Origin of the sequence: Actinocorallia populi, assembly GCF_002995495.1 — a bacterium.
Classification (GTDB): domain Bacteria; phylum Actinomycetota; class Actinomycetes; order Streptosporangiales; family Streptosporangiaceae; genus Actinocorallia; species Actinocorallia populi.
Genome location: NZ_PVZV01000004.1, coordinates 314,906 through 334,084, shown reverse-complemented (window position 1 = coordinate 334,084; position 19,179 = coordinate 314,906). Strand labels below are relative to the sequence as shown.

General features: G+C 72.1%; 18 protein-coding genes and 1 pseudogene. 8 read left to right on the top strand and 11 right to left on the bottom strand.

All coding sequences use genetic code 11. The features are described from left to right. Positions 1-2 precede the first annotated feature (2 nt). Complete coding sequence (locus tag C2865_RS39470; RefSeq protein ID WP_157963789.1) at positions 3-590, bottom strand: TetR/AcrR family transcriptional regulator; 588 nt, start codon at positions 588-590, stop codon at positions 3-5. A 201-nt stretch (positions 591-791) separates the two neighbouring features. Beyond that, positions 792-1,721, bottom strand: coding sequence for a hypothetical protein (locus C2865_RS18275; protein WP_157963788.1), 930 nt, complete (start codon positions 1,719-1,721; stop codon positions 792-794). A gap of 75 nt (positions 1,722-1,796) precedes the next feature. Here C2865_RS18275 and C2865_RS39465 point away from each other — a divergent pair, with 75 nt between their 5' ends. Then, on the top strand, positions 1,797-1,940 hold the full coding sequence (locus C2865_RS39465; protein WP_157963787.1) for a hypothetical protein: 144 nt from the start codon (positions 1,797-1,799) through the stop codon (positions 1,938-1,940). Positions 1,941-1,968: 28 nt separating this feature from the next. On the opposite strand, the gene C2865_RS18270 is transcribed toward C2865_RS39465, so the two are convergent. From C2865_RS18270 to C2865_RS40050, 4 genes and pseudogenes are all read right to left on the bottom strand, one after another. After that, positions 1,969-2,634 (bottom strand): hypothetical protein, encoded by a 666-nt coding sequence (locus C2865_RS18270; protein ID WP_106399691.1) that lies wholly within the window; start codon positions 2,632-2,634, stop codon positions 1,969-1,971. A 73-nt stretch (positions 2,635-2,707) separates the two neighbouring features. After that, complete coding sequence (locus C2865_RS40815) at positions 2,708-3,568, bottom strand: hotdog family protein (protein WP_106399690.1); 861 nt, start codon at positions 3,566-3,568, stop codon at positions 2,708-2,710. Positions 3,569-3,615: 47 nt separating this feature from the next. Further along, on the bottom strand, positions 3,616-4,770 hold the full coding sequence (locus C2865_RS40055; RefSeq protein ID WP_198653455.1) for an acyl-CoA dehydrogenase family protein: 1,155 nt from the start codon (positions 4,768-4,770) through the stop codon (positions 3,616-3,618). 87 nt (positions 4,771-4,857) lie between these two features. Further along, a pseudogene (locus C2865_RS40050) lies at positions 4,858-5,841 on the bottom strand (acyl-CoA dehydrogenase family protein); the annotation flags it as partial. Between the two features lie 427 nt (positions 5,842-6,268). On the opposite strand from C2865_RS40050, the gene C2865_RS18255 reads away from it, so the two are divergent. Both C2865_RS18255 and C2865_RS40810 read left to right on the top strand, forming a co-directional pair. Next, positions 6,269-6,850 (top strand): TetR family transcriptional regulator, encoded by a 582-nt coding sequence (locus tag C2865_RS18255; RefSeq protein WP_106399688.1) that lies wholly within the window; start codon positions 6,269-6,271, stop codon positions 6,848-6,850. 16 nt (positions 6,851-6,866) lie between these two features. Further along, complete coding sequence (locus C2865_RS40810) at positions 6,867-7,154, top strand: DUF397 domain-containing protein (protein WP_232835686.1); 288 nt, start codon at positions 6,867-6,869, stop codon at positions 7,152-7,154. Positions 7,155-7,160: 6 nt separating this feature from the next. On the opposite strand, the gene C2865_RS18245 is transcribed toward C2865_RS40810, so the two are convergent. From C2865_RS18245 to C2865_RS18225, 5 genes are all read right to left on the bottom strand, one after another. Then, positions 7,161-8,090, bottom strand: coding sequence for an NAD-dependent epimerase/dehydratase family protein (locus C2865_RS18245; protein ID WP_106400048.1), 930 nt, complete (start codon positions 8,088-8,090; stop codon positions 7,161-7,163). Positions 8,091-8,157: 67 nt separating this feature from the next. Continuing rightward, complete coding sequence (locus C2865_RS18240; RefSeq protein ID WP_106399687.1) at positions 8,158-9,645, bottom strand: class I adenylate-forming enzyme family protein; 1,488 nt, start codon at positions 9,643-9,645, stop codon at positions 8,158-8,160. Then, positions 9,642-10,796 (bottom strand): cytochrome P450, encoded by a 1,155-nt coding sequence (locus C2865_RS18235; RefSeq protein ID WP_106399686.1) that lies wholly within the window; start codon positions 10,794-10,796, stop codon positions 9,642-9,644. The genes C2865_RS18240 and C2865_RS18235 overlap by 4 nt, the downstream gene beginning before the upstream one ends. After that, positions 10,793-11,530: a glycosyltransferase family 2 protein gene (locus C2865_RS18230; RefSeq protein ID WP_269802726.1), complete on the bottom strand. Its 738-nt coding sequence runs from the start codon at positions 11,528-11,530 to the stop codon at positions 10,793-10,795. The genes C2865_RS18235 and C2865_RS18230 overlap by 4 nt, the downstream gene beginning before the upstream one ends. A gap of 73 nt (positions 11,531-11,603) precedes the next feature. Continuing rightward, complete coding sequence (locus C2865_RS18225; RefSeq protein ID WP_106399685.1) at positions 11,604-12,587, bottom strand: 3-oxoacyl-ACP synthase III family protein; 984 nt, start codon at positions 12,585-12,587, stop codon at positions 11,604-11,606. Between the two features lie 148 nt (positions 12,588-12,735). Here C2865_RS18225 and C2865_RS18220 point away from each other — a divergent pair, with 148 nt between their 5' ends. From C2865_RS18220 to C2865_RS18200, 5 genes are all read left to right on the top strand, one after another. Beyond that, positions 12,736-13,944, top strand: a complete 1,209-nt coding sequence (locus tag C2865_RS18220) for a cytochrome P450 (RefSeq protein ID WP_106399684.1) — start codon at positions 12,736-12,738, stop codon at positions 13,942-13,944. Positions 13,945-13,993: 49 nt separating this feature from the next. After that, positions 13,994-15,148, top strand: coding sequence for a steroid 3-ketoacyl-CoA thiolase (locus tag C2865_RS18215; RefSeq protein ID WP_106399683.1), 1,155 nt, complete (start codon positions 13,994-13,996; stop codon positions 15,146-15,148). 136 nt (positions 15,149-15,284) lie between these two features. Beyond that, positions 15,285-16,223 carry an MBL fold metallo-hydrolase gene (locus C2865_RS18210; protein ID WP_232835685.1) on the top strand — a complete coding sequence of 313 codons (939 nt, stop codon included), beginning with the start codon at positions 15,285-15,287 and terminating at the stop codon, positions 16,221-16,223. 225 nt (positions 16,224-16,448) lie between these two features. Then, complete coding sequence (locus C2865_RS18205; RefSeq protein WP_106399682.1) at positions 16,449-17,687, top strand: cytochrome P450; 1,239 nt, start codon at positions 16,449-16,451, stop codon at positions 17,685-17,687. Positions 17,688-17,905: 218 nt separating this feature from the next. Next, a complete protein-coding gene (locus tag C2865_RS18200; protein ID WP_106399681.1) occupies positions 17,906-19,150 on the top strand; it encodes a glycosyltransferase family 4 protein in 1,245 nt (414 codons plus the stop codon). Positions 19,151-19,179 lie beyond the last annotated feature (29 nt).

Below are 19,179 nucleotides of genomic sequence, written 5' to 3'. Positions count from 1 at the left end.
AGTTAACGGAACAGGAAACGGGTCAGGACGGTGCGCAGCGTGCGCAGCTCCCGCTCCGCGTCGAACCCGGGATCGCCGCAGCGCAGGTAGAGCCCGTCGATGATCGAGCTGACCCAGCGGGCGGCGTGCTCGGCGGGCAGGTCCGGATCGACCCCGCCCTCCTTCTGGAGCCGGGTGAGGAACCCGGTGAGCCGGGCCAGCACCGCCTCCTCCGCGGCCACGAGGACGGTGGCGAGCCGCGGGTCCATGGGGAGCCTGCCGAGCAGCGCGATGACCAGCCCGCCCGCCGCCGGCTCGGCGGCGTCCCGGGCCAGCAGGTCGACGATCGCCCAGAACCCGGCGACCGGATCGGTGTCGTCGAGGGCGGCGAGCTCGGCGAGGATGCGCTCGTGGTCCTCCTGGAAGATCGCCCGGAAGACGGTGGCCTTGTCGGGAAAGTAATGGAAGAGCGTGCCGGAGCCCACGCCCGCCGCCCGGCAGATCTCCGCCACGGTCGCCGCCTCGAACCCCTTGACCGCGAAGACCCCCGCGGCCGCGTCGAGGATCTGCCCGCGTCGTGCCGCGTGCTTCGCTGGATCGACCGTTCGCACCGTCCCACCCTAACCGCCGCCCCGTGAGCCGCCCGTTCCCGCACCCCGGGTCCCGCCCGCACATCATTCCTCCGCTTGCGCGCCGTCCTCTCCCCCCGTGCCCCGTCCACCGCGCGCACGTCATTTCTCCGCTTGCGCGCCGTCCCCGCCCGCACGCCACCCGCTCGCAGGCCTCCCGCCCGTACGACTCCCGCCCGCGCGTCATTTCTCCGCTTGCGCGCCGTCCTCCGCCCGCGCGTCTCCAGCCGTCGGAGCATCATCCGCCGTCAACGCGTCGCCCGCCGACCGCGCGTCACCCGTCGTCGGAGCATCGTCCGCCGTTCGCACGTCGTCCGCCACCGGCGCGCCCCCTTCCGGTCGGACTTCGCCTTCCGGGCGGGTGCCGGGCCGCTCGAAGCGCCGCTCCCGCTCGCGGCGCTTGCGGCGGCGTTCGGTCTCCTGGAGTCCGACGCCCAGGGCGATCAGGAGGGGGATGACGTACTTGAGCCAGCCGAAGTCCCAGTCGGGCAGGAAGGACAGGTCGATGTCCGGCAGCCTCCAGTCGTCGGGCCAGAGCCGGCGGATCCAGTAGCCCGGACTCAGGTAGCGCAGCCAGTCCGGCGGGTCCAGGTCGGGCAGGTCGGGCAGGTCCGGGAGCCACGACCAGTCGATGCTCGGCAGCAGCCGGCCGAAGAACGCCGACAGGAGCGCGCCGATCCCCAGGAAGCCCACCACGATCGCGAGCCCCTCGAGCGCGACGTGCCGCATGGCGTAGAGGTTCGGGTGCCGCTCCCGCATCTCGTACCGCCTGCGGGCCCGCGTCCCCTCCGGCGGCACGAACGGCGTCTTCAGGGTCCGCTTCCGCAGTTCCTCGTCGCCCGCGCGCACGTCCTGCAGGATGCACTCCCGCACCTTGCCGCCCCACCAGAACCCCGCCTTCACCTGCTGCTGGACGGCCTTGCCCTCCTCGTCCACCTCCCCGAGGTCGAACTTGGCGTCCTCCAGCACCCCGACGGCCTTCTCCCCGACGGCCTCCCCGTCCACCAGCAGCCGGGCGTGCTGCCTCCCGTCCGCCTCCCACGCCTCCACGACCAGCTCGCGCCCGCGGTCGCGCAGCGTGTAGCGGGCCACTCCCTCATTAATGGAATGCATACTCCAAGAATAACCGCCAGGTTCCCGAATCACTCCCCTCTGCCCGATCGGGTAACGATCGGGCAGGATGGAGGTATGAGCGACGACCGCTGGAAGACCCTCCCCGAGCACGTCCGGCTGGAGGACACCATCGCCACACAGCCCGTCCTGGAGCGCACCGAGCCCCTCCCCGACCAGAAGGAGATCGACCGCGAGTGGGCCGTCAGGTGGTACGGCTGACCCGCCCGGCACGAAGGGGCGGGCGGCCCTAACACCCGTCGCGTCCGCCCTCCCCGCGCTCCTCGGTGAAGCGCCGTTCGCGCTCCCGGCGCCTGCGGCGGCGCCCGACCTCCCGCAGCGCGATGATCAGCGCGACGAGGAGCGGGATCGCGTAGTTCAGCCAGTCGAGATCCACATCCGGCATGTCCGGCAGGTCCCAGTCCGGCAGCCGGAACTCCGGCAGCCACGACCAGTCGATCCTGGGCACCAGCCGTTCGAAGAAGGCGGTGACCAGCGCGCTGAGTCCCAGCAGCGCCGCGGTGACCACGACCACCTCGTTCACCACGTGCCGCAGCGCGTAGACGTTCGGATGCCGCTCCTGGAACGCGTGCCGCCGGTGGACGAGCGTCCCCTCCGGCGGCACGAACCCCGTCACGACGGACCCGCGCCGCCTCCGCTTCACCGGGGTCTCCACCAGGTCGCAGGCCCACACCCGCCCGCCCCACAGGAACCGCACCCGCACCCGCTGCCGCACGGCCCCGCCCCGGGCCCGCTCGTCCGCCGCCCTCCCGAGCTCGAACACCGCGGTCCGCAGCGGCCCGACCACCCGGTCTCCGACCGGCTCCCCGTCCACCAGCAGCCGGGCCCGCTGCCGGCGGCCCGACCTCCAGGCCGCCACGGCCAGCTCCCGCCCCCGATCCCGCAGCGTGTACACCGCGTCCCCTCATCCCCCGACCAGGGGATTCCTTCCCTGGACGGGGGGAGTCGGCACGGGCGCGGCGGGTCTTTCAGCGGAAGGTCACGGCGGCCTTCACATGGGTACCGAGACTGACCGTGCCGAGGACCTCGAGGGCGTCGCCGTCACGGGTGGCGGTCAGGGTGAGGGCGTCCCCGGCGTAGGCGGGGACGCCCAGGCGGATCTTGATGCCCGCGAGGACGGCGTCGGGACGGGCCTCGAGGGCGTAGCGCTGGATGAGGCCCATGGTGGTGAGGATGTTGAGGAAGATGTCCTGGGAGCCCTGGGCGCGGGCCAGGGCCACGTCGTGGTGGACGGGGGTGAAGTCGCGGGTGGCGATGGCGGTGGAGATGACGAACGTGGGGGTCAGCGGGATCGTCAGCGGCGGCCAGTCGCTCGCCGGGACGGGCGCGGCGGCGGGCGTCTTCGCCGGGGGGCTCGGCGGAGACGCGGCCGGGCGGAACTTCAGGATCCGGAAGAGCATCTCGGCGACGCGCTCGTCCCCGGCGTACCAGCTCTCGTACCAGGTGACGAAGTAGCCCTCGCCCATCGCGGTGCGCTTGGGGCCGACGACGTCGCCGAGGCGCATGGTCGCGCGCAGGCGCTCCCCGAGCCGGGCGGGGCGGTCGTAGGCGTGCTCGCAGTTGGTGCCGAGCACGCCCGTGTAGCCGCCGGCGTCGAGCAGCCGCAGGACCTCCGCGGCGGGCGAGTCCTTCGCGGCGTCGCTCAGGCCCTGCATGGACCAGACCTGGGCCATGGCGGGCGGCGCCTCGTCGCCCCAGTCGCGGGTGTCGCCGAGCGCCTGCGTCCAGTTCCGGATCATGGCGGCGTTCACCGCGTCCGGGGGCTCGGGCGCGGGCTGCTCTCCCAGGGCGGCGAGGCGCTCGGCCGTCCGTACCAGTTCTTCGTGCATGCGACCCTTCTATCCGCAAGCCCCGCCGTCTCCGGCGGGGCGTCCCGCTACCTGGGAGCGCGGGGCAGGCCCAGGCCCAGCATTCCGATGATCTCGCGCTGGACCTCGTTGACGCCGCCGCCGAAGGTGAGCACCAGCGCGCCCTTCACCAGGTGGTCGATCTGGTCCATCTGGGCGGCGGTCTCCGGGTCGCCGGGGTCGCCGTGGCGGGCCAGGACCTCGGCGACGATGCGGCCCACGTCCTGCATGCGCTCCGAGCCGTAGACCTTGGTGGCCGAGGCGTCGGCGGCGGCCAGCCAGCCCAGGGAGGCGTTGGCGGCGACCTGCCAGTTGAGCAGCTCGTTGACCCGGTAGTAGGCGTAGACGCGGCCGAGCTCGCGGGCCACGCCCGGCTCGTCGAGCATGCCGGTCTCGCGGGCCCAGCGGGCGAACTTCTCGAAGCGGCCGCCGATGTTCCCGGCCGGGCCGAGCGTGACGCGCTCGTGGTTGAGCTGGTCGACGATGAGGTCCCAGCCCCTGCCGACCTGGCCGATGACGTTCTCCACCGGGACGCGGACGTCCTGGAAGTAGGTGGAGTTGGTGTGGTGCCTGCCGTCCATCGTGACGATGGGCGTCCAGGAGTAGCCGGGGTCCTTGCAGTCCACGATGAGCATCGTGATGCCCTTGTGCTTGGAGCCCTCGTCGGACGTGCGCGCGGCCAGCCAGACGTAGTCGGAGGTGTGCGCGCCGGAGGTGAAGATCTTCTGGCCGTTGACGACGTAGTGGTCGCCGTCCAGCACCGCGCTGGTGCGCAGCGACGCCAGGTCCGTGCCGGCGCCCGGCTCGGAGTAGCCGATCGCGAAGTGGCACTCCCCGGCGAGGATCTTGGGCAGGTAGAACGCCTTCTGCTCCTCGGTGCCGTGGTGGATGATGGTCGGCGCGACGGAGTTGAGGGTGATGAGCGGGTAGGTCACCTGGGCGCGGGCGATCTCGTTGGCGAAGATCTGCTGCTCCATCGGCCCGTACCCGCGGCCGCCGTACTCCTCGGGGAACGCGACGCCGAGCATGCCGTCGCGGCCGAGCTTGCGGGTGTGCTCGATGTAGGCCTCGCCGAACGGGTCGGCGTCGATGCGCTCGCGCTCCTCGGCCGTCAGGCAGTTGGTGAAGTACTCGCGCAGCTCGGCGCGCAGTGCCTTCTGCTCGTCGGTGAGGTCGATCAGCAGCCCGTCGGTCTCGGGGGTGCTCTCGTCCTGCGGCGCGGGGTCGCGCACGAGCGCGCCGAGCGCGTCCAGCTGGGACTCGGGGCCGCCCAGGATGTGGCTGCACTGCTTGATCCAGTAGAAGTGGCGGTGCAGCGGGTAGGTGACGTCCAGGCCGATGCCGCCGTGCAGGTGCTGGCAGGTGTACAGCGCCTTCACCACCGGGTCCGTGGCGTTGTAGGCGGCGATCGCCAGCACCTCGTCGGTGTCCGCGCGGTCGTTGGCCAGCCGCCAGGCGGCCGCCAGGACGCTCACCTCCAGGGCCAGCTTGGCGATGTAGACGTCGCTGATCTGCATCGTGACGGCCTGGAACTGGGCCAGCTTGCGCTCGAACTGCTCGCGCGTCTTGATGTACTCGGTGGTCAGCTTCAGCGCGCCCTCGGCGGCGCCCGAGGCGACGGCGACCGCGCCCATGGTGACGTAGCGCCGCAGCGTGGCGGCGGCTCCGGAGCCGACCTTCACGCCCGGGGCACCCGCCAGCTCGACCCGCGAGAGCGGTTCGGCGGACGCCGACGGCTGCGCGGTGACCTTCGCGTCGGCGATCCGCACCAGGTAGGCGTCCTCGCCGACCGGGACGAGGACGCTCTCGGCCTGCTCGGCGAACGGTACGAACGCCGCGACGCCGGTCAGCCTCCCGCCGTCCTCGGTGATCTCGCGCAGGATCCGGGGCGCGACCGTCAGCACCAGGTCCCCCGACGCGAGCGGGGCGAGCGCGGCGATCTGCTCCGCGTCGCCGTGCGCGCCGATGACGGCGGCGGCGGCCAGCGACCCGTACACCGGGATCGGCGCGACCGCCTTGCCCAGTTCGCGCAGCAGCACCGTGTACTCGATCGCGCCGAGCCCCGCGCCGCCCGCGGCCTCCGGCAGGGTGACGCCGAGCAGGCCCGCCTGCGCGAAGGCCCGCCACAGCGCGGGGTCGTAGGGCTCCGGGGACTTCTCGGCGGCCTCCAGCCGCTCCTGGCCCGCTTCCTTGGCCAGCAGCCCCGCCGCCAGTGCCTGAAGTTGCTGCTGGTCCTCATCGAGGGTGAAGTTCATGGCCGTCCTTCCGACTGGAACACGATCTCGGGAGCGGGCGGGGACGGGGTCCTCGTGCGGGCCCGGCGGCCGGTTCCGGCCGGGGGCGCACCGCGCCCTCCCGCCGGGCGGTCCAGGCGGTCCGCGGACGCCTTCGCCCAGCTCCGGACGCGGCCCGTGGCGGCCGGAACTGGCCGGACCCGGCCGGTGCGCGCGGTGGCGACCACGTCCACGCCTCCTCCCCGAGCCCGTCGAAGACAACCCCGAGAGGCAAACTAGAACACATTCTAGTTACTGTCCAGAGAGCGACATATCCGATGGTGGTTGCGGTAGAACTCACTCCCTGAGGCGCCCGCTTCGAGATAACAGGTTCTCGTGAAAGCGCTAGGCTTGGCCCACCACTTCCTGGTCCGGCGGGGCCGGCCAGGCTGACCGGGGACATCACCGAATGACCGCAGAGCAGACCGAATCTCCGACCCGTTCCCGCAGCCAGCACCAGCGCCGCAGGCGCATCGTGCAGGCCGCCGCCGCCCTCGCCTCGCGAGGCGGCGTGGAGGCGATGCAGATGCGCACCGTCGCCGAGCGCGCCGGCGTCGCCCTGGGCACCCTCTACCGCTACTTCCCGTCCAAGATGGACCTGGTCGTCGCGGTGGTCAGCGAGGAGCTCGACCTGCTCGAGAAGAGCATGCAGCGCCGCCCTCCCGCCTCCGCGGGCCCCGCCGTCAGCGCCACCGAGCTGCTGATGCGGGCCACCCGCGGCCTCATGCGCGAGCCGGAGCTGGCCGACGCGCTGACCCGCTCGCTGATCCTCGCGGAGGTCAAGACCGACTTCGGCGCCCGGGTGACCGGCATGATGCTGCGCGTGATGGGCGTGGCGGAGACCGCCACCGAGGAGCAGCGCGACCTGGTGCGCGCCCTGGGCAGCGTCTGGGCGATGGAGATGATCGAGCTGCTGCGCGGGCGCACCACCGCGGAGGAGATCCAGGTCAGGCTGGAAGTGGTGGCGAACCGCCTGCTCGCCGGCTTCTGACGGTTACTCTGGCGAGGTGCGCGAACACTCTCTTCACGAGCAGCCGCAGCGCCGCACCGAGATCTACGGTGACGGCGAGGACGGCGTGATCATCGAGTTCATCCCTGCCGAAGAGGTACCCGACGAGATCCGCAAGGACAACAAGATCTTCCTTCCCGGCGAGCAGGCCATCGTGATGAAGGACGCCAAGGAGCCCGAGGGGCCCGTCCTGTACTTCACGCAGGCCGAGTGGGACGCCTTCGTCCTGGGCGTCAAGGACGGCGAGTTCGACGACCTGCTCGAGGACCTCCCCGAGGACGGCTGAGGACCGCTACCAGGAGGCCGCGCCGGCGAAGGACGTCGGCTCCGGCCGGTAGCCCAGGAACCTGCGGGCCGCCGAGAGGTCCAGGGTGCGCTCCACGGCCAGATGCCCCAGCGCGTACCGGGTGAGCCTCGGCGGCCTCCTGCTTCCCGCCAGCAGGAACGCCCCCTCGACGGTCGCGGCCACCGGCAGCACGGGCCGCAGCGGCAGGTAGACGCGCCGGGCGCGGATCCCGCGCTCGGCCAGGATCATCGCCAGCGCGGCGTCGAGCTCCAGCGGCTCGGCGTCGGCGACGTTGTAGACCCCCGTCACGTCCGACTCGCACGCCAGCAGGCAGGCCTGGACGAGGTTGCCGACGCCGGTCAGGCTGACGAGCTGGCGCCCGGTCCCGACGGCGACCAGCACCGGCCCCCGGACGGACCCCAGGACGCGCGGCAGCAGCGTGGTGTCGCCGGGGCCGTAGACGGCGTGCGGGCGCAGGACGACGCTCTCGGCGCCCGAGTTCAGGACGGCCCGCTCCGCGGCGGCCTTGGACGCGCCGTAGGCGTTGACGTACCGCCGGACGGGCGCCTGGTCCTCGGTGGCCATGACGGTCGGCGTCTCGGGGTCGTAGACGCTCGCGGTGCTCACGTGGACGAAGCGGGCGCCGGGGAACGTCGCCAGGACGCTCTTGGTGCCCTCCAGGTTGACGGCGAAGAACTCGCCGGCCGGCCCCCAGTCGGTGACGGTCCCGGCGCAGTGCACCACCACGTCCACGCGCGGGGCGTCGGCCTGCGGCCCGCTCCTGAGGTCCCAGGAGCGGTAGGCGGCCTTGCCGACGTGCTCGGGGTCGACGGTCTCGCGCCGCCCGTAGGCGTGCACCCGGGCGCCCCGCGCGGACAGCTCCCGGCAGACCGCTCCCCCGACGAAGCCCGACGCGCCCGTCACCGCTACCCGCACCGACTCCACCCTTTCACCCGGAATCCCCCATACATCGCCCTTTAAAGGGCCATCCGGGATTGTCGCACTAAGCCACGAGTCTCCGGAGCAGGGCCCGGTCGAGTTTGCGGCCCCTGCCGGAGAAGGGCAGCTCCGGCAGGTACACGATCCGGTCGGGCAGCGCCTCGGCGTCGAGGACCTCCCCCAGCCTCCGCCTCAGCTCCCCCTCCGGGACGGTCCCGACGACGGCCAGGACGACCTCCTCGTCCCCCGTCTCCGGCTCGGGGACCCCGACGATGGCCGCCTCGCGGACCCCGTCCAGCGCCGTGATGGCCGGTTCGTACAGGCCGGGGTAGAGGTTGAACTTGCCGCGGATCAGCATGTCCTTCTTGCGCCCGAGCAGCACCAGGCGCCCGCCCTCCATCCGGGCCAGGTCGCCCGTGGCCAGTTCGGCGTGGTCGGGGTCGCCCAGGTAGCCCTTGCAGAGGTTGGGACCGCCCAGGAGCAGCTCGCCGTCGTCGGCCACTCGTACCGAGATCCCCGGCAGGGGTTCGCCGAGCAGATCGCCGCCGCCGGTGTGCGCGAGCTTCTCCCGCGCCGAGGCGACGGCCACCGGCACGATCTCGGTCATCGCGTACACCGACAGCACCTCGGCCTCCGGGGCGGCGGCCACGGCGCGGCGCAGGATCCCTGCGGGCGCGGGGGCCGCGCCCAGCAGGACGTGGCGCAGTCCCGGCGGCAGCCCGTCCTCGGCGGCGTCCAGGATCTCGGCGAGGTGGACCGGGACGCAGAACGTGTGGGTGGCCTTCCGTTCCTCCATCTGCTCCAGGAACTCCTCCGGCGGGCAGAACAGCCGCGGCATCGACCAGCACGCCCCCGCGATCAGCGTGGGGAGGCCGAGCATCAACTGGTCGGTGTGCACCACGTCCCCGGGGCCCAGGGGCACCCGCGAACGGAAGAGCTCCAACCCGGCCGCCAGCGAAGCCTGGGTGTGGACGACGGCACGAGGCGCGGAGGTCGTCCCGGAGGTGAAGATGACGACGGCGGGCGCGTCAGGGTCGGACGCGTCCTCCGTGCCCCGGTCCGGTGAGGCTCGGAGCCAGTCCTTCAGGCGGTGCGCGCCGCGCGGTACGCCGGGCAGCCACCGTCCCGTATAGACGTGCTGCAACGGCAGCTCGGAGAGATTCGGCAGCAGCAGCCCCTTGCGCCGGGCGAACGAACGCACGGGGCCGATCCTGCTGGCGGCGTACAGCAGCGATTCGGCCGCCGACCAACGGGGCGCGGCCAGACGCAGCCGCGCCTCGAACATCTCCGGGCCCGCCCCCGGGTCGGCGAAGACCACGACGCCCCGCGCCGCGACCACACCGAGCGCCAGCACAAGCGCCTGCGGGGAGGGACGGACGGAGAACAGCACGCCGTCCCCGGGCGCCAGCCCCGCCGACAGAAACCCGTCGCGGACGGCGAGCACCTGGCTGCGCAGCTCCCCGTAGGTCAGCGCAGTACCGTCGCCCGCGATGAGAGCGGCCTTCTCGGGGGTGCGTTCGGCTTGGTCGAGCAGGCTGGTGACGAGGCTCATGCCGCCTTCTGGATCGTGAGTTCGGCGTAGGTGGGGATCAGCACGCCCCGTGCGGCCCGGCGGGAGACGACCTTCACGGGGGCGTGGCGCAGCACCGTCTCGGCCACGGCCCGTATCTCCGCCAGGGCCAGCGGGTAGCCGATGCAGAAGTGCGGACCCGCGCCGAACCACAACCGCCGCAGTTCGGCCTTGCCGGGGGCACCGTCCAACGCGAACGGGCCGAGCGCGCGGCAGCAGTTGTGCGTGGCGATCAGCACCCGGTCCCCGGGACGGGCCTTCACCGGGCCGATCTCCTTCTCGGCGTGGACGCTGCGCAACATCACGGGGGTGGGGGTGGTGACGCGCATCGCCTCGTCGATCGCCGCGTCCAGCAGGGACGTGTCCGCCGCGACCCGTGCCAGCTCACCGGTGTCGTGCAGCAGCGCGATCAGGCGGGGGACGAGGGTGGCGACGGTCTCGGTACCGGTGAGGAAGAACGCCCCGGCCGCTCCCCTGGCCTCCCCTTCCGACAGCCCGAGCGCGCGCATCCGGCCCATGACGGTCGTCTCGTCGCCGCGGTGGAAGGTGCGCGCGGCCACGTCCCCGATCGGTTCGAGGACCTCGCGGGCGCGGGCGACCTGCGCGGGGTCCAGCGTGCGGGTGCGCAGCTTGACCATCGCGACGATCCGCTCGCCGCTCTCGAACATCTCCCGGCAGGCGGCCTCGTCGATGTCGGGCAGGCCGATGATCTCGCAGATCACCGCGCCCGCCATGACCCGCATGGTCTGGACGAGGTCGACGGCCTCGCCGCGCTCCAGCCGTCCGGCGAGGGTCTTGAGCGGGGCGTCCAGGACCCGGGCGCACAGCGCGGCGGTGGAGGCCGGCGTGAACAGCTCGGTGAGCCTGCGGCGCAGCGCCCGGTGGGGTTCGCCCTCCATGTTGAGCAGCACGGACGGGCCGAGGATCGGCGTCCACAGGTCGCCGGGCGAGCCGGGCCCGTCCTTGCGGAACCCCTCCCCGTCCAGCAGCACCGCGCGGGCGAGCGCGGCGTCGTTGACGACGATCCCCAGGCCGGGCACCCGCACGGCGGGGCCGATCCGGGCCAGGCCGCGCAGCAGCGGGTAGGCGAAGGGATGGGCGGTCAGGTAGAGGCGGCGCTCCCAGTCGCTCATCGGATGTCGACCACCTCGGGGGTGTAGCGGTGGTCGGCGTACCAGCCGAGGGTGCCGACCAGCCCGTAGGCGCGCAGCCGCCGCACCGAACCGTAGACGACCATGTTCCTGCGCAGCCCGTACTCGGCGGTCAGCTTCCGCACCCGGTTGACCAGGGCCCGGTCCTCGTGGACGTCCTCGATGCGGGTGCGCGGGAACCCGCCGGCCTTCTCGTACAGCTCGGCGGTGATGGCCATGTTGCAGCCCGGCATCATCACGTACGGGCCCAGGTAGGCGGCGTCGCGGTTGCCCGGACGGAACCGCCCGAAGGTCGCGGCGATCTGGACGACCGCCGGGAGGAGGCGGCGCTCCCAGAACTTCAGCGGGAACTCGTCCGTGCGGGGCCGCAGCGGCCCGCTGACCATGCGCAGCCCGTCCTGGAAGGCGGCCCGGACGGCCGCCACCCAGGCGTCGTCGGGCAGGCAGTCGGCGTCCGTGCGGGCGATGTGCGTGGCCCCGTTGAGGATGGCGTGGCGGAAGCCCGTGTCGGAGGCTGCCCCCGTGCCCTTCTGCGCCTCGCAGATGAGCCGGACGCCGGGGAAGGAGCGCACGATCTCGGCGGTGCGGTCGGTGCTGTCGTTGTCCACCACCAGCAGCGTGAAGTCGCGATCGGTCTGCTGCGCGAGCCGCTGCAGCGTCGCGCCGATCGACTTCTCCTCGTTGTAGGCGGGGATGACAATCCACAAATTGAACACGCTTCGCGCTGATCGTGGCTGAACGCGCGCTGACGCGCGCTGCACGTTCCAGAGTTTCAATCGGGGCCTTCCTTCAGGACCACTCGGCGAACGCCACGCCGAGGCTGACGCCGCCCGCGAGCCCCACGAAGGCCACCTTGTCGCCGGGCGAGAGCCGTCCTTCGGCGACGGCTGTGGCCAGTTGCAGCGGCATCGACGCCGAGGCGACGTTGCCGTGCTCGGGCAGCGTCACCACGAGCCGGTCGGCGGGGATGCCGAGGACCGCCCGCAGGGTCTCCAGGTAGGGCAGCGTCACCTGGTGGACGAGGACGACCGCGAAGTCCCCCCAGGTGAGCCCGTGCCGGTCCAGGGCGTCCAGCCACAGGTCGGGGCCCTTGCCGAGGAAGGCATCCTTGAGCTTGCGCCCGTCGCCGGAGAAGTAGGAGTACTCGGGGTCGCGGGGGTGCATCGAGCCGCCCGCGGGCAGCGTCCCGATCCGCCAGGCCGCCGAGACCGCGTCGAAGCCGAACTCGAACAGCCCCCCGTCCGGCGCCGCCTCCAGCAGCATCGCCGCGCCGCCGTCCGAGAGCGTGTAGCCGGCGAACGCGTCGACGAACTGCGCGCGGTCGCGCACCTCCCAGCGGGTGGCGCGGGACGGCGTCTCGCCGCTGCACACCAGTGCCCGCCGGTACTGCCCGGTGCGGATGAGCGCGTCGGCGACCTGCATGGCGTTGAGGAAGGAATTGCAGGCGTTCTTCACATCGAAGACCGGGCAGTCGAGTCCGAGTTTCGCCGCGACTATGTGCGCGGTGGCCGGTTCGATGAGATCTTGCGAGGCGGATCCGAAGATCAGGAGATCGGGTTCCACGCCCGTTTCCGCGAGCAGTTTCGCGGCCGCTTCCACCGCGAGATCGGACGCCTGCTGGTCGTCGCGCATCACGTGCCGGCGCCGGATGCCGGTCATGCGCTCGACGATCGTGGGATGGGGCCGGTAGGGGCCGACGCGCGCCTCCACCTCGGCACTCGTCACGGTGTGCTCGGGGAGGTACGCGGAGACCCCCGTGATCCTTGCTCTCATCAGCCCAGCCTGTCTCGTCGTTCCGCGCCCGGCATGAGCTCCGGTACTCAGTCCGACTTAAGGGAAAACACTCATATTCTTCACGAATTGCCGCGCCATCATTACAGACGTCGGGCAATGCCTGTCACCGGAAGCGGAGTAACGATCGATGAACCGCCACGAGGCGCGCCTTCTGCGCCGGGGGAACCCCTGGCTGTACGCGCTGCTGCGCGCCTCCCGCCTGGCTCCCCCGATCAGTCGGCTGCCCCGCGTCGGCTGGCTGGTCACCGATCCGGTGCTGGCCCGGCACGTCCTGGGCGACCACCGGAACTTCAGCATGGCCGGGGAGGGCGGGGTCGGGCACATGTGGGGGCAGCTGTTCGGCCCCGAGATGGCCGGGCTGTTCGACGGCGCCGCCCACACCGAGATCCGGGCCGCCGCCCGCGACCTCTTCACCGAGCGGGCCGCCGCCGACCTGGTCGAACGCGCCCAGGGCGCCCACTACCGGGAGCTGGCCCGCCGCCTGGCCGAGGGGCGGAGCGTGGACCTGGCCGCCGCGACCAGGGTGCTGGCCGGCCGGCTCGTGGCCGACCTCCTCGGCCTGGAACTCGGCACCGAGGACGCCCCCTACGCGGAGCTGTTCGCCACCGGGGAGCGGCTCGCGTCCCTGGCCCTGGGCACCGCCTCCTCCACCGACCTGCCCCGGCACAAGATCGAGGAGGCCGGGGAGCTGGCCGGGCGGCTGACCGCGGCCGTGCCCCGCGCCTACGCCTCGGCCGGAACCGACACCATCCTGGGGCGCTGCCGGGAGAGGGGCTTCAGCCTCGACCTCACCCGCGGCCTGGCCACGCTGCTGGCGATCGCGGGCACCGAGACGGGCGCGTCCGGCACCGCCCGCACCGTCGCCCTGCTGCACGACACCGGACAGCACCGGCTGCTGCTGCAACAGCCCGCGCTGATGCCCAACGCCGTCCGGGAGGGGCTGCGGGTGTCCACCCCCGCCCCGGTGATCGGCCGCCACGTCGCCGGGGACGTGACCGTCGCGGGCAGGCGGCTGCGCGAGGGCGAGAGAGTGATGGTCCTCACATACCGGGCCAACAACGGCGCCGGTGCCTTCGACATCACCCGCGACTACATACCCGAGACCAGGCAGTTGTGGTTCGGCGCGGGACGCCACCTGTGCCTGGGCGCCGCGGTGGCCCGCACGCAGGTGACGCGCATGCTGGCGGCGCTGACGGAGGCCGGGCGGCCCTGGCGGATCACCGCGCGGGAGCCCGCGCGGCGCGTGCTGGTGCCGTCCTACCGCTCGCTCACCGTGCGCCTGGAGGAGGCACCGCCCCGTTTCATCGAGCGGGACGGACCTGTTCCGGACATCTAGAACCCGTTACCTTAATTTTGAATGTGATTCTAGAACTCGAGGAGTCAGCATGGGACGGCCGGTGATCGTGGAGGCGGTGCGCACCCCGCAGGGCAGGCGCGGGGGGTGGCTGGCCGGGATGAAGGCGCAGGCCCTGCTCGGGCACACCCTCAGGGCGCTGGTCGACCGGGCCGGCATCGACCCCGTGGAGGTCGGGCAGGTCTTCGCGGGCTGCGTCACCCAGGCCGGGGAGCAGGGCGGCCACATCGGCCGCTACTCCTGGCTGTACGCGGGCCTGCCCTGGCAGACCGGCGTCACCACGATCGACGCCCAGTGCGGCTCGGCCCAGCAGAGCGTCGGCCTGGCCGCCGCGATGATCCAGGCCGGGGTGGTGGACGTGGCCATCGGCTGCGGCGTCGAGGTGATGAGCCGCGCCCCGCTGGGCAGCAACGTCCACCCGGCCGACCCCCGCCCCGACGACTGGTCGCTGGACATGCCCAACCAGTTCGAGGCGGCCGAGCGCATCGCCGAGCGGCGCGGCTTCACCCGCGAGGACCTCGACGCCTTCGGCCTGCGCTCCCAGCAGCTGGCCGCCAAGGCGTGGGCCGACGGCCGCTTCGACCGCGAGATCGTCCCCGTCCCGGACGTCCCGCAGATCGACAAGGAGGGCGACCCCACCGGGGAGACCCTGACCGTCACCCGCGACCAGGGCCTGCGTGAGACCACCCTGGAGGGCCTGGCCAAGCTCAAGCCGGTGGTGAAGACGCACACCGCGGGCACCAGCTCCCAGATCTCCGACGGCGCCTCGGCCGTCCTGCTCATGTCCGAGGAGAAGGCCGCGCAGCTCGGCCTGCGCCCCCGCGCCGCGATCAGGGCGCAGGCACTGGTCGGCGGCGAGCCCTACTACCACCTGGACGGCCCCGTCCAGTCGACCCAGAAGGTGCTCGACGCCACCGGGATGGGCATCGGCGACCTGGACCTCTTCGAGGTCAACGAGGCCTTCGCCTCCGTCGCCATGTCCTGGGCGTCGGTGCACCGGCCGGACATGGACCGGGTGAACGTCAACGGCGGGGCCATCGCCCTCGGGCACCCGGTCGGCGCGACCGGGGCGAGGCTCATCACCACCGCGCTGCACGAACTGGAGCGGCGGGACGCCGAGACCGCGCTGGTCACCATGTGCTGCGGCGGAGCCCTCTCGACGGCCACCGTCCTGGAACGCGTCTGACGCGTGCCGTCTTCGCCGGGGGCGCCCGCCCCCGGCCCCTTTTTCTGAGTTCGAGGAGTACCGCGTGGCCGACAGGGCCGATGTGGCCGGCAATGCCGGTGTCACCGATCACGGTGGCGGTTTGTGGAGCGTTCCCGTGCCCATTCCGGGCAACCCCCTGGGCAAGACCCTGGTGTACGTCCTGGAGAACGAACGGGGGCCGGTCCTCATCGACGCCGGCTGGGAGCACCCCGAGGCGTGGAAGGCGCTGAAGGCCGGGCTCACCGGCCTCGGCACCGCCATCGAGGACGTGTACGGGGTCGTGGTCACCCACATGCACCCCGACCACGCCGGGCTCGCCGGGCGGATCAGGGAGCGCTCGGGCGCCTGGGTGGCCATGCACCGGGCCGACGCCGAGGTCATCACGCACATGCGCGCCGACCTCGAGAACCCGAACGGCGAGGACCTGGGCGACTGGATCGGCAGGGCCGGCGCCTCCCCCGAGGAGCAGGACGCGATGCGCGCCAACGACGGCCGCCCCGACCCGCCGGCCATGCCGGACCGGCTGCTGGAGGACGGCGACCTCGTCGACCTGCCCGGCCGCACGCTGCGCACCATCTGGACGCCCGGCCACTCCCCCGGCCACATCTGCCTGCACCTGGAGGACCGGGACCTGCTCTTCACCGGCGACCACGTGCTGCCGGAGATCACCCCGCACGTCGGCCTCTACCCCTACGACCGGCCCGAGGTGGACCCGCTGGGCGGCTACCTGGCGTCCCTGGAGCGCACCGCCGCGATGGGCGTCGAGGACGCGATGCCGGCCCACCAGTACTCCTTCACCGGCATCTCGCGCCGGGCCAAGGAGATCATCGAGCACCACGAGGAGCGGCTGGCCGAGGTCCGGGCGCTGCTGGGCGACGAGCCGCAGACCCTGTGGACGCTCGCCACCCGCTGCGTGTGGAGCTACTCCTGGGAGAAGATGCCCCCGATCAGCCACCACCTGGCCGTCGGCGAGACCGCCGCGCACCTGCGCACCCTGGAGAAGCGCGGCCAGGCCCGCCGCACCGGCGGCCACCCGCTGAGCTACGTCCGCTGAGCCCCCTCGCGCCCTCCGCCGCCCTCCGCCGCCCTCGGCCCGCTCCGGGCCGGGGGCGGCGCGTCTTCTCCCGATAAAGGGCGGCACACTCCGACGCACGGCGTGAGACTCTTGACGAGACTGGAGTCTCATTATTGACTGGGAGGGCGGCGGCGCCCCGATCAGGCGCCGGACCGCACCTGCTGTGCCCTCCCTCACCCCGAAGCCAGCGCGAGGAGAACCGGTATGTCCGCCCCTGACATCCCCAAGATCGACATCATCTCCCTCGACCAGTACGAGCAGACCGGCACGCCGCACGAGCAGTTCGCCTGGCTGCGCAAGAACGACCCCGTGCACTGGCACTACGACCCGCAGGAGAGCGTGCCCGGCTTCTGGGCGATCACCCGGCACGAGGACATCGTCTTCGTCTCCCGCCACCCCGAGCTGTTCTCCTCGGCCATCCGGACCTCGATGTTCACCGAGTACTCCGACGAGGAGATCGCGCTCCACCAGCAGATGATGCTGTTCATGGACCCGCCCCAGCACACCCGGCAGCGGTCCTACGTCAACCGCGGCTTCACCCCCCGCATGGTCAACCAGCTGCGCGGGCACATCGAGGACATCACCCACGCGCTGATCGACAAGGTGTGCGAGAAGGGCAAGGCGGAGTTCGTCCGCGACCTGGCCGCGCCGCTGCCGCTGCAGACGATCTGCGAGCTCATGGGCGTGCCGGTCGAGCACGCCGACTTCCTGTTCGAGAAGTCCAACCAGCTCGTCGGGTTCGACGACCCCGAGATGCAGGACGGGCCGCACGTGGCGCAGACCGCCGCGGCCGAGATCTACATGTTCGCCCAGCAGATCGCGGACGAGCGGCGCAAGAACCCGCAGAACGACATCGCCACCAAGCTGCTCCAGCCCGACGACGAGGGGAACCTGCTGACGGACGAGGAGTTCAACCTCTTCATCCTGATGCTGACGATCGCCGGCAACGAGACGACCCGCACGGCCACGGCCGGCGGCATCCTCGCCTTCTTCGACCACCCCGACCAGTGGGCGCGGCTCAAGGAGAACCCGGAGCTGATGCGCAGCGCGGCCGAGGAGATCGTGCGCTGGACCAGCCCGCTCAACCTGTTCCGCCGCACCGCCACCCAGGACGTGGAGCTGGGCGGCAAGACCATCAAGGCGGGCGACAAGGTCGTCATGTTCTACCCGTCGGCCAACCGGGACGAGGAGGTCTTCGCCGACCCGTTCGTCTTCGACATCGGCCGCGAGCAGAACGGCCACATCGGCTTCGGCGGCGGCGGCCCGCACTTCTGCCTGGGCACCCACCTGGCCCGGATGAACCTGTCCATCCTGTTCGGCGCGCTGGCCGAGCGCATGCCCGACATCCACCTCGACGGCGAGGTCCGCCGGCTGCGGTCGAACTTCGTCAACGGCTACAAGGAGATCCCGGTCGCCTTCACGCCGACCCCCCGGCGCGGCTGAGGCGCCCTCCGCCGGCACGACCACGGCGGGCCGCCACCGGCGGCCCGCCCCCCGTCGTGCCCGGACTCCGGCGCCGACACCGACACCTCTGGACATCTCATACAAAAAGCCAAGAGAAGGTAATCGGCCCCCATGTAACCCATGGGTAGCATGAGCAGGCTACAGTCAGACATCCAGTACAACTGGCATCGATCCGGTGCGATTTCTAAGAGGTGGGCGTGAGCGCTGAGGACGGGCGGCAACTGCGGATCGCACTGCTCTCCTACCGGAGCAAACCCCATTGCGGAGGCCAGGGCGTCTACCTGCGCCACCTCAGCCGGGAGCTTGCCGACCTGGGGCACAAGGTGGAGATCTTCTCCGGGCAGCCCTACCCGGTGCTGGACCGCGACGAGATCGCCCTGACCAAGCTCCCCAGCCTCGACCTCTACAACGACGACGACCCCTTCCGGAACCCGCACCCGCGCGAGTTCCGCGACTGGATCGACGTGCTGGAGTGGCTGCACATGCGCACCGGCGGGTTCCCCGAGCCGCTGACCTTCAGCCTCCGGGTGCTGCGGGCGCTGAAGAAGCGCCGCGGCGACTTCGACGTCGTGCACGACAACCAGGTGCTGGGCCTGGGCAACCTCGGCATCCCCAGGCTGTTCCCGCTGGTCACCAGCATCCACCACCCCATCAGCCAGGACCGCAAGATCGAGATCGAGGCGGCCAGGGGCATCAGGCAGCACCTCGGCAAGCGCCGCTGGTACGGGTTCGTGCGGATGCAGGCGTTCGTCTCGGCCCGGATCGGCCGCATCCTCACCGTCTCCGGCTCCTCCAAGCGCGACATCGCCAAGGACTTCCGGACCGACCCGGCGCAGATCCACGTCCTGCCGCTGGGCGTCGAGACCGAGATCTTCCACCCCCGCGGCGAGCGCGTGCCGGGGCGGATCGTGGCGATGGCCAGCGCCGACTCCCCGCTCAAGGGCGTGGACGTGCTGCTGCGCGCGGTCGCCAAGATCGCCACCGAGCGCGAGGTGCACCTGGTGATCGTCAGCAAGCCCAGCAAGGACGGCCCCACCGAGAAGCTCGTCCGGGAGCTCGCCCTGGGGGAGAAGGTCAGGTTCGTCTCCGGCATCTCCGACGAGGAGCTGGGCGAGCTGCTCGCCTCCGCCGAGATCGCCGTCGTGCCGTCCCGCTACGAGGGGTTCTCCCTGCCCGCCGTCGAGCACATGGCCTCGGGCACCCCGCTGGTGGCCAGCGCCGCCGGGGCGCTGCCCGAGGTGGTCGGCGACGCCGCCGCGCTGGTCAAGCCCGGCGACGTCGAGGACCTCGCCGCCACCATCAAGCGCCTGCACGACTCCCCCGAGGAGCGGGCCCGCCTCGGCGAGGCCGGCTACCGCCGGGTCCAGGAGCGCTACACCTGGAAGGCGGTCGCCCTGGCGACCGTCGAGCACTACCGGGCAGCGATCAAGACCGCGCGCTGACCCGCCGACCCGGGGGGCGACCCCCGGGC